8 protein-coding genes are annotated in these 13480 nt (G+C 72.6%); 2 read left to right on the forward strand and 6 right to left on the reverse strand.

Translation table 11 applies throughout. The annotated features are described in order from the left end of the window. Positions 1 to 602 (forward strand): hypothetical protein (locus C1J01_RS50480; protein ID WP_438943174.1); only part of this gene is annotated, 602 nt, incomplete at its 5' end. Here the strand turns inward: C1J01_RS50480 and scpA are convergent. The 5 genes from scpA to C1J01_RS38720 all read right to left on the reverse strand — a co-directional run bounded on the left by scpA (position 596) and on the right by C1J01_RS38720 (position 9089). Then, positions 596 to 2743, reverse strand: coding sequence for a methylmalonyl-CoA mutase (scpA, locus tag C1J01_RS38695; protein ID WP_111183929.1), 2148 nt, complete (start codon positions 2741 to 2743; stop codon positions 596 to 598). The genes C1J01_RS50480 and scpA overlap by 7 nt on opposite strands. Further along, a complete protein-coding gene (locus C1J01_RS38700; protein WP_111183930.1) occupies positions 2740 to 4479 on the reverse strand; it encodes a methylmalonyl-CoA mutase family protein in 1740 nt (579 codons plus the stop codon). The genes scpA and C1J01_RS38700 overlap by 4 nt, the downstream gene beginning before the upstream one ends. Positions 4480 to 4557: 78 nt before the next feature. After that, complete coding sequence (locus tag C1J01_RS52655) at positions 4558 to 6159, reverse strand: hypothetical protein (protein WP_438943175.1); 1602 nt, start codon at positions 6157 to 6159, stop codon at positions 4558 to 4560. Positions 6160 to 6249: 90 nt separating this feature from the next. Beyond that, the gene (mtnA, locus tag C1J01_RS38715; RefSeq protein WP_111183931.1) at positions 6250 to 7188 is read right to left on the reverse strand and encodes an S-methyl-5-thioribose-1-phosphate isomerase; all 939 of its coding nucleotides are present in this window, start codon (positions 7186 to 7188) and stop codon (positions 6250 to 6252) included. A 35-nt stretch (positions 7189 to 7223) separates the two neighbouring features. Further along, the gene (locus tag C1J01_RS38720) at positions 7224 to 9089 is read right to left on the reverse strand and encodes a CASTOR/POLLUX-related putative ion channel (protein ID WP_111183932.1); all 1866 of its coding nucleotides are present in this window, start codon (positions 9087 to 9089) and stop codon (positions 7224 to 7226) included. A gap of 170 nt (positions 9090 to 9259) precedes the next feature. Between C1J01_RS38720 and C1J01_RS38725 the strand changes: the two genes are divergently transcribed. Further along, positions 9260 to 10369: a DUF5925 domain-containing protein gene (locus tag C1J01_RS38725; RefSeq protein WP_111183934.1), complete on the forward strand. Its 1110-nt coding sequence runs from the start codon at positions 9260 to 9262 to the stop codon at positions 10367 to 10369. Between the two features lie 42 nt (positions 10370 to 10411). On the opposite strand, the gene C1J01_RS50485 is transcribed toward C1J01_RS38725, so the two are convergent. Next, the coding region (locus C1J01_RS50485; RefSeq protein ID WP_181449207.1) for a DUF6493 family protein at positions 10412 to 13480 on the reverse strand (3069 nt) is incomplete at its 5' end.

Raw genomic sequence — 13480 nt, forward strand, 5'->3', positions numbered from 1 at the left:
GTCGTGGTGAGGGGCGTGGGCGGCGGGTCAGGACGGTGCTGGTCGCGGTGGCGTCCGGTCTGTGCGTGGTCGTGCTGGGCGGGGCGATCCTGTGGCTGACCCCGACGACGCCGACGTCGATGACCGCCAAGCTCGCCGTCGTCGACGACGCTCCCCCGGCGACGCCGCAGGCCGGTCCGACACGGACGGCCACGCGTACGGCGCCGCCGAGCCCGCAGACGGACGGCACCCCCAGCACCATCGCCGATGACGGGACCGGCGGGGACACCCCGGCGGACGGCGCCGTCGGCGGGTTCGCGATCGCCAACGTGCGCCCCGCCGGCACCAGGGACGGCGTCTGCTGGGCGGGCGGCAAGGTCACCCTGCGCGCCCTGGTACGGCGGACGGGCGAGGCGACGAGCTTCGACTACACCTGGGTCGTCGACGGCGCCGACGTCGCCCGTTCGACGGCGCTCATCGCCGAGAACGGCCGCCGCCACCTCGCCGCGCCGCGCCCCCTGAGGAGCACGGGCGGCAGCCACAGCGTCACGCTGCGGATCACCGCCCCCATAGCCCTCCAGCGGACGATCACAATCACGATGTGCGACCAGGCGGCCTACTGACGGGCCCTGAGCTGCTCCAGCAGGTCGAGGGCGGCGTCGGCGATCACCGTGCCGGGCGGGAAGATCGCGGCGGCTCCCGCGGCGCGCAGCTCGTCGTGGTCGCCGGGCGGGATGACGCCGCCCACCACGATCATGATGTCGCCCGCGTCGAGCTCGGCGAGGGCCTGGCGCAGCGCGGGCACCAGCGTCAGGTGACCGGCGGCCAGCGACGAGACGCCCACGATGTGCACGTCGGCCTCGACCGCCTGCCGGGCGACCTCCTCCGGCGTCTGGAACAGCGGGCCGACGTCGACGTCGAAGCCCAGGTCGGCGAAGGCGGTGGCGATCACCTTCTGGCCGCGGTCGTGGCCGTCCTGGCCCATCTTGGCCACCAGGATGCGCGGCCGGCGGCCCTCGGCGCGCTCGAAGTCGGCGCACGCCCGGCGGACGCGTTCGATGCTCTCGGCCGGGCCTGACTCGTCGCGGTACACGCCCGTGATCGTACGCACCTGACCGGTGTGCCGGCCGAACACGCGTTCCAGCGCGTCGGAGATCTCGCCCACGGTGGCCTTGACGCGGGCGGCGTCCACGGCCAGCTTCAGCAGGTTGTGCTCCAGGCCCGGCGCGGGATGGCCGGCGGCCTTGGTGAGCGCGTCGAGGGCGCGCCGCACGGCCTCGCCGTCGCGTTCGGCCTTGAGGCGGGCGAGCTTGTCGAGCTGCCGGGCGCGTACGGCGCTGTTGTCGACCTTGAGCACCTCGATGGTCTCGTCCGCGCCGGCGCGGTACTTGTTCACCCCGATCACCGGCTGCCGGCCGGAGTCGATGCGCGCCTGGGTACGGGCGGCGGCCTCCTCGATGCGCAGCTTGGGCAGGCCGGCCTCGATGGCCTTGGCCATGCCGCCGGCCGCCTCGACCTCCTGGATGTGGGCCCAGGCGCGTTCGGCGAGGTCGTGGGTGAGGCGCTCGACGTAGTAGGACCCGCCCCAGGGGTCGATCACGTGCGTGGTGCCGGACTCCTGCTGCAGCAGCAGCTGGGTGTTGCGGGCGATGCGGGCCGAGAAGTCGGTCGGCAGGGCGAGCGCCTCGTCGAGCGCGTTGGTGTGCAGCGACTGGGTGTGGCCCTGGGTGGCGGCCATGGCCTCGACGCACGTGCGGACGACGTTGTTGAAGACGTCCTGAGCGGTGAGCGACCAGCCGGAGGTCTGGCTGTGCGTACGCAGGCTCAGCGACTTGGGGTTCTTCGCGCCGAACCCGGAGACGAGCCTGGCCCACAGCAGCCGCGCCGCGCGGAGCTTGGCGACCTCCATGAAGAAGTTCATGCCGATGCACCAGAAGAACGACAGGCGCGGCGCGAACCGGTCGAGGTCGAGCCCGGCGGCGATGCCGGCCCGCAGGTATTCGACGCCGTCGGCCAGGGTGTACGCCAGCTCCAGGTCGCATGTGGCCCCGGCTTCCTGAATGTGATAACCGGAAATGCTGATGGAGTTGAATTTCGGCATCTTTTCACTGGTATAAGCGAAAATATCCGAAATGATGCGCATCGACGGCGCCGGCGGATAGATGTAGGTGTTGCGGACCATGAACTCCTTGAGGATGTCGTTCTGGATGGTCCCCGCGAGTTGCTCCGGCGCGACGCCCTGCTCCTCGGCCGCCACGATGTACATCGCGAGCACCGGCAGCACGGCGCCGTTCATGGTCATCGACACCGACATGCGGTCGAGCGGGATGCCGTCGAACAACTGCCGCATGTCGTAGATCGAGTCGATCGCCACCCCCGCCATGCCGACGTCGCCCGCCACCCGCGGATGGTCGGAGTCGTAGCCCCGGTGGGTCGCCAGGTCGAAGGCCACCGACAGGCCCTTCTGCCCGGCGGCGAGGTTGCGCCGGTAGAACGCGTTGGAGTCCTCCGCCGTGGAGAAGCCCGCGTACTGGCGGATGGTCCACGGCTGGTTGACGTACATCGTCGGGTACGGGCCCCGCAGGAAGGGCGCGGCCCCCGGGTACGTGCGCAGGAAGTCGAGCCCCTCCAGGTCGGCGGCCGTGTAGAGCGGCTTGACCCCGATGCCCTCGGGTGTCTCCCACACCTCGGCCTCCGGCCGTGGCCCTGGGCCCGCGGCGGCGGGCCCGTCGCCCAGCGGGATGCCGGAGAAGTCGGGGATCATCGGGCCACCTCCAGGTCGTCGAAGGTCTCGCGGAGCACGGCCAGCGCGTCGCAGCCGGCGTGGAGATTGCCGTCCACCCCGTCGTACTGCCCCTTGCCGGCCAGCCACACCCTTCTCGCGCCCGCCTTGCGCAGGGCGGCGGCCACGGCGGCGGCGTGCTGCTCGTAGAGCCGGTCGGTGGAGCACAGGCAGGCGACGGACGAGCCGCTGACGGCGAAGGCGGTGGCGATCTGCTCGGGATCGGTGCCCGGCCCCGCGGTCTCGGTGGCCAGGCCGCCCGCCTGGAACAGGTTCGCGGCGAACGAGGCGCGCACGGTGTAGGCGGCCGGCGGCCCGATGGTGGCCAGGAACACCGTGGGCCGCTCGGGCTGCGTGTCCGCCAGGTCGCGCAGCCACTCGTACGGCTCGGCATAGCGCACCCGGGGCAGCCCGCCCTCCTCCGGCACGGGGGCGGGGCGGCGGTGCACCGGCTTCTCGTTCAGGTCGGGGAACTCGCTGACGCCCGTGATGGGCAGGCGGCGGCGGGCGACGTCGGCCTCGCGGCGGGCGCGGGTGGCGGCGATGCGCTCGGACACCAGCCCGGCGGCCCGGTCGATCCCCCCGGCGGCCTCGATCTCCTGGAACCAGGCCCAGGCCGCCTCGGCGAGGTCGGCGGTGCGGCGCTCGACGTACCAGGAGCCGCCGGCCGGGTCGATCACGCGGCCGAGCGACGACTCCTCCAGCAGCAGCGACTGGGTGTTGCGGGCGATGCGGCGGGAGAAGTCGTCCGGCAGCCCCAGGCAGGCGTCGAACGGCTGCACGGTGACCGCGTCGGCCCCGCCCACCCCGGCGGCGAAGCAGGCGAGGGTGGTGCGCAGCATGTTCACCCACGGGTCGCGGGCGGTCATCATGGCCGAGCCGGTGACGGCGTGCTGCCGCTGGCCGCCGGCCTCGGGGGCGCCGCACACCTCGGCGACCCTGGCCCACAGGCGGCGGGCGGCGCGCAGCTTGGCGATGGTGGCGAACTGGTCGGCGGTGGCGGCGTACCGGAAGTCGATCTGGCCGAGCGCCTGCTCGGCGGAGAGCCCGGCGCCGGTGAGGGCCCGCAGCTCGGCCACGCCCCGCGCGATCGAGCAGCCGAGCTCCTCGGCGTCGCTGCCCCCCGCGTCGTGGTACGGCGTCGCGTCCACCATCACGGCGCGCAGCCCTGGGAAGTCCGCGGCGCAGCGCACGGCCAGCTCCGCCGCGGCGGGCCCGTACGCGCTGGAGGCTCCCAGGTTGCCGGACGGCGCGACGCCGCGGGCGGCGGCCAGCCCGAGCAGCGCGTCGGCGGCCCGCGCGGTCTGCCGGCCGGCCTCCAGGACGACGGGGGCGAGGTCGAGGTAGACGTCCTTCAGCACCGTGGCGAGCGCGTCGACCGGGATCGCGCCGTCGCCGACGACCAGCCACAACGAGGTGACGCCGTTCTCCAGGTCGGCGAGCACGGCCTCGGGGTCGGGCACGGCGTGCCGCTGCCGGACGTCCCACCCGGCGGCGGCGCGGGACCCGCGCACGTAGGGCGGCGCTGCGGGCGCGCCCGGGTCGCCGGGCAGATCGTCGAGGTCGTAGAGCGGCGCGACGGTCAGCCCGTCGTAGGTCGTGCGCGACAGCGCCTCCTCCGGCGAGCCCGCCTCGACGCCCGACTTGCGCAGGACCTCCAGCGCCAGCGACCGCCAGTCGTCGCGTGATGTGGACGCGAACCCCGCTGCCAGTTCCATGATTCGGATACTAGGCGGTATGTCGCCGAGTCAGTAACCCCGGGCTCGCGTGGCCCGGCGCCGGATTCACCCGGCTCGTCACCGCACCGGCACGCCCGGGCGGGGAGCGCCGTTGCGGATCCAGGCGTAGAGGTGGACGCCGGGGCACTCGGTCGCGTACCCGTCGCGGTGGCCCTTGATCTCCTTGCCCGCGAAGCCCTCCTCGCGGAGGTACTCGACCGCGTCGAGGATGCCGTGCAGGATCCCGTCGGGCGGCTCGACCAGGCCGGACTCGCCCACGAGCCCGAGCACGGCGTAGTGGCCGACGTTGAGCCCGGGCCCGTTGGCGGCGGGCAGCCGGTGCAGCCCCCGCCCCTCGAACACCTTCTGATGCGGACAGACGATCATCGTGTTGCCGGTGAAGTAGACCGTACCGTCCCTGCGAGCCAACCAGCTCTCATTCTCGGTTCGAGGACACCAAATCGGACCGTTGTACGTCTCCTTCTGGATGGCAAATGCGGCGGTCTTGTGCTGAGCAGCCGGCCGCGGCGTGAAGTACTGCTGCCGCCGAATCGTGACCTGCCACATCTCGGTCTTGGTGTCACCCCTCGGGTGTACGCGATGAAGCGATGCTCCCGACCCTGACAGCAGCACCGCGAACATGAATGCCTCCGCAGCCGCACGGTCTTTCTGCGACAGCGTCCATTGCCCGTTTTTATCCGCCGCCATTGAGGTTTCGATGAACAGACCGAGCTGAGACTGGGACAGCGACAGCAAAAAATCGAAAGCCGGCACCCTGCCGGGGGCCACCTCGATCAGCCGGCGGCCTGCGTCAACCGAGAGGTGGAACTCCACAAGATCATCGTTGGTTGCTTCCCTCCATCGAGGGATTCCGTCGGTCGCCCTCCCTTGTCTGGGGAAGCGATCGACGGAAGGCCCGAAGACCGCGTGCAGGGCGGCGCGGATGCGCATGAGATGCCATGGGCTCTTCAACGACTGGCAAATCGTGACGCCGCTCGACACTCCTGCCCGGGTGCGCTTGACGTGTCCCTCGGTCCAGAACCATGCGACCAGTTCCACGAAGGCGTCTGACCATTTCGGCTCGGCGGGCAGATCAGCACAGGGAGCCGCGATCGGAATGCGGTCCCGGTAACCGAGGGTCTCGGTGGTCACCCACAGCCGCTCATGGCTGGTGACCGTGCGCTTCGCCTTTCCCGTTCGGAGCCATTTCCCGTCATCCCCTCTCCGTCGTCCGGTGCCGGTACGTCGCCGGTAACGTTCCACAGGCCAGCGGTGATGGGGAGTGGTCAGGGATGAGTGACAGACGCCCTCCATCCGGATCATCTCCCGCTCCATGGCGGGAAACACGCACACCTCCAGCACCGGCTGCCACTGCGACATGCCCGTTTCGTGGTTGAGCGTAAGCGCGATGTCGCCGGCCCGGAGTTCTCGGTACGACTTCCAGCCTTGCCGCGTGAGGATCTCGGTCTTCTCGTCCACGCAGTAGCCGATGTCAATCCAGCCGTTGACGTCCATGTGGTAACGCTGGATGGAACGCACGAGGTCGACGCAGCCTGCGTGATCGGCGACGACCCGGGGGTCGACCCAGCCGCCCGTGTAGTGAACTTTCACGCCTTTGGCGTCTTCGAGCTGGGTGTAGTCCCCGCGCGGTTCACGCGCGTTCCAGTCCTGCCGTGCCATCAGGTCCACGATGCTCTCCGAGAGTAACGGTTTCCTCTACGGAGGGTAACGCGGGTAATGGACGGGGACCTGGGGATCGGAGAATTTGCTCTACGGGCGGATCACGCGGCGTTCGGTGACGATGGCGGTGATGAGGTCGTGCGGGGTCACGTCGAAGGCCGGGTTGAGCGCCTGGGTGCCCTCGGGGGCCAGGCGCACTCCCCTGACGGTGACGATCTCCTCGGCGCCGCGGTCCTCGATCTCGATGTGGTCGCCGGTCGGCGTGCGCGGGTCGATCGTGGACTCGGGGGCGACCACGACGAACGGCACCCCGGCGCGTTCGGCGCCGAGGGCGAGCGCGTACGAGCCGATCTTGTTGGCGGTGTCGCCGTTGGCGGCGATGCGGTCGGCGCCGATGAGCACGGCGTCGACCTCCCCCTTGGCCAGCAGGTACGGGCCCGCGGCGTCGGCGATGAGCCGGTGCGGCGCCTCCATCCTGGCCAGCTCCCAGGTGGTGAGCCGGGCGCCCTGCAGCAGCGGCCGCGTCTCCAGCACGAGCACCTCGGCCAGCCGCCCGCGCTCGTGCAGCGTCTGGACGACGCCGAGGGCGGTGCCGCGTTCGACGGCGGCCAGGCCGCCGCTGTTGCACACGGTCATGACGCGCAGCCGGTCGCCTTCCAGCAGGTCGGCGCCGCGCTCGCCCATGGCCCGGCAGGCGGCGATGTCGTCGTCGCGCACGCGCAGCGCGGCGGTGAGCACCGCCTCGCGCCCTTCGTGCAGGCGGGCGGCGGCCTGGTCGACGCCCCAGGCGAGGTTGACCGCGGTGGGACGGGCGGAGCGCAGCTCGGCGATCTGCTCGGGGTCGCCGTCGGCCAGGACGACGCCGAGCGCGCCGGCCACGCCGAGCGCGGGCGCGCCGCGCACGGCCAGCCGCCGGATGGCCTCCACGAGCTCGCGCACGGTGTGGATGCGCAGCACCAGGCACTTGTCGGGGAGCAGCGTCTGGTCCACGAGCTCGACGGCGCCGTCGACCCAGTCGATGGTTCTCACAGGCAAACGGTAACCCCGGCGGTGGGAGAAGCCGCTCAGCGCTCGGCGAGGACGATGACGGAGTCCTTGTCCCCCAGCACGACGCTCTCGGACTTGTCGGGGTTGAGGACGATGCCGTAGTGCGGCGGTTCGTTGCGGCCCGCGGCGTCGCGGTAGCCGATGGCGGTCTCGCCGCGGCGCCGCGCCGACTCCACGATCGTGGAGAACGTCACCTTCGTGCCCGTCTTGACGTAGTCGCCGGCGGGACGCGGGTAGATCTCCGAGCCGCGCGAGTCGAAGAGGTAGCCGAACACGTCGGCCAGGTGCCGGTTCTCGGCGAGCTGGGCCAGCAGCAGGCCGATGACGGTGTCACTGATGACGATGTCGTCGGCCTCGGTGACCTCGGCCAGGGCCCGGTTGTTCTCGTCGTGCATCTCGCTGACGATCGAGTAGTGCTCGCCGAGGGTGCGCTGCATGTCGCGCAGCTGCAGCAGCGTCATGAGGGTGCGGGTGTCGGAGTGGTGGGCGTCGAAGCGGTCGTCGGACAGCACGATGACGTGCTGGAAGAGGCCGACGCCGAGCGACTCCAGCGCGAACCTGTCGGTGGTGTCGCAGTCCTTGACGTTCACGGTGAGGTTCTTCAGGCCGACGAGGTCGGTGCCGGCCTTGGGGTGGTCGGCGGCGATCTCCAGGACCGCGCCCGGGGTGACGTAGCCGTCGAGGTGGCGGACGATCTGCTCGGCGCGGCCGTTCCAGTTGAGCAGGAGCATGCGCTCGGGCTCGCGGGCGGCCGGCGCCTGCGGGGTGACCATGGCCGACTCGTCCACGGACGGCATGCCGGCGGCCAGGCGTACGTGGGAGTCGTCGTGGGCGATGACGATGACCTGGTCGCTCGCGTCGATGACGGTGTCCATGGGCGGGTTGAGCACGACGCCCGACGGCCGCCGCAGGCCGATCACGCAGGCGGTCTGGTAGCCGTGCAGGGCTTCGCCGTAGGTGACGCCGACGAGCTTCTTCGGGGTGCGCATGTAGATCTCGCCGCCGTCGAAGTTGAGCAGGTCCATGCAGACCACGGACATGCCGGACTGGCGCGAGGACTGCACGATGAGCCGGGAGGCGGTGTCGTCGGAGTCGACCAGGTGCACGTCGGGGCCACCGGCCAGGCGGGCGGCGGCGATGTTGCGGCTGGAGGTGAGCGCCGCGACCACGGGCGGGTGCGTGCCCTCACGCTTGGCCAGGGCGAGCAGGATCTTGATCACGTGGGCGTCGGGGTCCTCGCCGTCGGGCGAGAGCACGACGACCGAGTTGGCCGCGGCGAGGTTCATCAGGGCGAGGTCGTGCGGCTCGGTCGGGCGTCCGGTGCGGCACACCAGGCGGGTCCTGCCGAGGTCGACATGCTCGCGGATGGCCTCCTCCATCTCGAGCTTGTCGCGGTCGGCCAGGACGGCGATCACCGAGCCCTTCTGGCTGGCGTGCGCCTTGACCAGCTCGCCGACGATGGTGAACACCTGGTCGGACCAGCCGAGCACCACCGTGTGCCCCGACTCGACGATCCGGGAGCGGCCCCGGCGCAGGCGGTCCACCTTCTCCTTGAGCCCGTTGGACAACAGGCCGACGAGCATGCTCACGATGAAGATGCCGCCGAGCGATCCGGCGAACATCACCGTCATGTACGCGACGGAGCCCTTGTCGCTGGCCACCTTGCTCGGGGTGAGCGCGTGCATGAGGGAGATCCACAACACCTCGCCCGCGTGGCTCACGCCCTCGGGCTCGCCCGGCGCCAGCCACAGGGTGAGCGCGGCGGTGATCGCGATCAGTGCCACGGAGACCACGGCCAGCCAACCGATCAGCGAGGCCGTGCCCTTCGACATGGTGTTGTCGAACCAGTACCGCACCCGCTCACGGAACGTGACCTTCGACACTTCCCCGATACCTCCGCGTAAGGAGTGATTTGACCCGACGACACAAGGTACCGGTGGATCTTGGCGGCCGTGGGGAAGAAGGAGCAAGCGGTCCGCACGAATGGCGGGATGACGCACTTTTTCCATCAAATGCTTCGACATCCGGCCACGTGGGGGAGATCATGAGCTTCATGTCTGTGATGAGGGAGGTGCCGTCCACGAGTTCCGACTCCTCCGGTGTCCCGATGAACATCTGGCTCGACGACACCGACTCGGCCGTCGACGTCATCGACGCGCTGGCGTTGTCGCCCTTCGCCACGGGGGCTCAGCCGTGGTCGCGCCTGGCCAACCTGGAGCGTGTACGCCCCGAGGCCCCGCTCAGCCCCGCCGAGGGGCGGCTGCTGCGCGCCGCGCGGATCCAGGACGGCTCGGAGTCGCGGCTCATCGCCGGCGACGGCTGGACCCTCCGGGTCGTACGCCACCGCAATCGCACCGCCACCGTCAGCGTGACGGCGATCAGCGACGACCTCGCCAAGTCGGTGCTCGCGGAGAGCATCGAGGGGGCCGAGGAGGCCGCGCCCGACGTCGATCACGTGGAGATGGGCTTCTGGTGGCGCGGGACGCACGGCGGCACGCGTTCGGAGAAGCCGATCACGGCGCAGCCCTGGGCGGAGATCGGCAAGAACTACTCGGCCAAGGTGCGTCCCACGCTCGACCGGCTGATGTCGATCACCCCGGCCGATGTGAACGGCCGTCTCATCCTCCTGCACGGCCAGCCGGGCACCGGCAAGACGACGCTGCTGCGCACGCTGGCCAAGCAGTGGAAGGAGTGGTGCCAGGTCGACTGCGTGCTCGATCCGGAGCGGCTGTTCAACGAGCCCGGATACCTCATGGAGGTGGCCGTCGGCTACGACACCGACGAGGAGACGCAGCGCTGGCGGCTGCTCGTGCTGGAGGACTGCGACGAGCTGATCAGCGCGGGGGCGAAGGCGCAGGCGGGGCAGGGCCTCTCGCGCCTGCTCAACCTCACCGACGGCCTGCTCGGCCAGGGGCGTGACGTCCTGGTGGCGATCACCACCAACGAGGACCTCACCCGCCTCCACCCCGCCGTCGTCCGCCCCGGCCGCTGCCTGGCGCAGCTCGAGGTCGGGCCCCTGAGCAAGGAGGAGGCGGTCGCCTGGCTGGGCTCCTCGGAGGGCATCGGCCCGTCAGGCGCGACCCTGGCCCAGCTGTACGCCCTCCGCGCCGGCGGCGATCTGGCCCCGCCCCCCACCGACGACTCCACCGGTCTCTACCTCTGACCGCCGGCCGTCCCCGAGACGTCTCCCGGGGACGGCGCCGCGTCAGGTGAGGTAGGTGTGGAGCCGGCGGGCGTGGCGGACGAAGGTGCTCGACGCCCGGCGTTCGGCGATCTCCGTGACGCAGGGCAGGGCGCCCCGCGCCCCGGCCCACTGCGCGGCGCGTACGGCGAAGGCCAGGGCCTGGGCGTGCCGGGTGGTGGGGCGCTTGGCCGGGCCCGGCAGGAACGCGGGCAGGAAACTCGTCATGATCTGCCACACCTCCCGGTGCGCCCCGAGCGAGGCCGCCGCCTCCAGGGCCTCGAACACCGGCCCCGGCTTGACCCAGGTGAGGTTCACGAGCAGCGCGAGCCGGCGTCCCAGCGCCTCGGCGCCGAGGTCTCCCCGGGCGGCCGGCTCGACCACGACGCGCGCCCGCTCCTCCGGCGTGCTCCACGCCCGTTCGCCGAGCACGTAGGCGTGCACGAGCCCGACGGCCTCGCCCGCGGGGCCGCCGGTCCGTACCAGCGCCCACGCCACGGAGGATTCGACGCCGGCCGGGTCCCACAGGTCGGCCAGGTGCGGGACCAGGTGGGCGGCGGCGACCTCCCGGTCGGACGGCATCAGATACGGCCACCACCGCAGGGTGTCGCCGAAGTCGTCCAGAGAGCACTCGCCGGGGTCGGCGAGCAGGGCGTCCACCAGCGGCAGCCCGGACGGGGCCGTGACCTGGACCCGGGGCACCAGGCGGAGCGTCCCGCCGGAGTCGAACCTCCAGGTGATCTCGGAGGTGGCCGCCTGCGGCCGTCCCCCGCTCATCCAGTGAGCGGCCGCCCGGCCCGCCTCGGAGGTGAGCCGCGCGGCCCGCCGCGCCACGTCCGGCGGGATCTCGCGGGGCAGCCGCAGCAGCGCCTGCTGCAGGTCGGCGGGCAGCGGCGCGATCCCGTCGCGCTCGTACCCGGCGAGCCGCTCCACCAGGTCGGCGGCGTCCAGGTGGCCGGTGTCGGCGGTGGGCTCGGCCAGCAGGTACGGCGGCAGCGCCTCCGCCTCGATCGCGTCGTACACCTCGGCCCACCGCCGCAGCAGGAACAGGTGCGGGGCCGGCGCGTCCGCGGGCAACCGCGACTCACCACGCCGCGTGGCCTCGGACGGCGTGTTCGCCTCCGCCGGCTCCGCGAGCCGCTCCGGCCGGTTCCCGGCTCCGGCGACGGGCCACACGAGTTCGCCCAGCCGGCTCGTGGCTCCGGCGGCCCGTACGGCGGCCGGCGCGGTGTCGCTGGTGACGATCAGGCGGGCGATCTCTTCGGACCAGCGGGCGACGTTCGTCCACGGGCCGGTGGGCGGCTGCGGGCGCACGGGCTCGGCCGCCAGGCGGGCGGCGAGCGCGTCCGGGTCGTCCGCGTGCAGCCGTACGATGCCGGCGAGCCAGCGTTCGGCCGCTTCCCACGAGGAGCCGTCGGGGCGGTCGTCCAGGTCCCGGACGGTCGCCACGGGCGCGGCGAACGGCCCCGACCGGCGGGGCTCCGGCAGCGGTGCCGGCGTGAACCCGCCGGCGGCGTCCTCGGCCGCCTCCCCGCCGAACAACGCCACCAGGGTCTCGCCCAGTTCCGGCGGCAGGACGCCGACCGCGTCCTTGATGGCCCCGGCGCCCACGGCCGTGAACCGCTTGGCGTGCTTGACCGCCATCCGCACCGCCCGCCCCTGCACGTCGGACGACTCGCAGGCGAACGCGTACGCCAGCGCAGGGGCCAGCTCGTCCAGGTCGGCGGCCGGGTCACGGGCCGTCTGGTCGAGCCAGGCGAGCCCGGCGGTCACCAGCTTGCGTTCGCTCCTGAGCAGCAGCGCCCGCATGGCCTCCGTACGGTCGGCGGGATCGAGGTCGCCGAGGCGGCGGACGTGGCGGAGCGCCATCTCGGCCACCGGGCCGGGCGCGGCGGGCAGCAGCCGCAGGTAGTCACGGCGCCGTGCGCGCACCTCGTCGGCGGACGGGTCGAGCAGCTCGTGCAGGCGTACGAAGAAGCGCAGGTCGGGGGCGGCGCCGCCGCGCAGGAACCGCCGCAGGCAGCCGTCGAGCAGTTGGTCGCGGCCGATCCGGCCGGTGCGTTCCAGCTCGGTGAGGGCGGCCAGCCAGGAGGCGGGCGGCGGCTCGCCGGCCGGTTCGTCGCGCAGGACGGCGCCGACGCCCTCCGCCTCGAACAACCGGGGCAGCAGGTGACCGAGCAGCGGGTCGTCGCGCAGGGTCGCGGCGGTGGGCACGGCGCCCGCCCAGGCCAGCACGAGCGGGTCGTGCTCGGGCGGGGTGACGCCGCTGCGGCGGAGCATGGCCAGCGCGAGCCGTGCCCCCGAGACGGCGCGGCGGCCGCTGCGCGGGACCGGCCTCAGCCGCAGCGCGGCGCGGACGGCGAAATCCGCCTGCCAGGCGGGCGGGCGCTCGGCCAGGACGCGTTCGACCACGTGGTCGGCGTCGGGCTCGTTCCAGGGTTGTTCGAGGTCGCGGCGGTCGAGCCAGGCCAGCACGGCGGCGGCGCCGCCGATGACGCCCGCCCCGGCGACCCGGAGCGGGCCGGCCCAGCTCTCGTCGGGCATGGGCTGCCGGATGGCGCTCCAGGGGGCGTCCCACTGGTAACGCTCGTCCTCGGGGACGACGCGGCCGGCGCGGGCGACGTGCCGCCGCCAGGCCGCCTCGTTCGACAACCGGTGCCGGTCCTCGCGCTTGACGCGCCTGGCCACGGCGCGGCTGCGCGCCACGGGAATGTGGCCGGGCAGCAGCGCCGCCACCTCGCGGCGCGCCCGATCGTCGAGGGTGAGCACGCACGCGGCCACCCGCTCGGGGTCGCCGCTGTCGACCGCCGCCACCACCGCCTCCCACGCCGCGCTCTCCCCCACCGGCACCGCGGCGTCATCGGAGACCGGCGCGGAGGCGGGAGGGTGGTCCAGGGCCGACGTCAGCGCCAGAGCGGAGACCGGCCCCGGGGCCTGGAGCTCGGCGTCGTCCAGAGGCCGGGCGGAGACCGACGCCGACGCGGCGTCCGCGCCGGGCGTCAACGCCTCGGCCGCGACCAGCGCCGAGGGTTCGGCGGGAACGGGAACCGGAGCCTGTGTCCCGGACCCGTCCGAAGCCTCGACGGACAGCGG

The organism is Nonomuraea aridisoli (genome assembly GCF_003236395.1).
Classification (GTDB): Bacteria; Actinomycetota; Actinomycetes; order Streptosporangiales; family Streptosporangiaceae; genus Nonomuraea; species Nonomuraea aridisoli.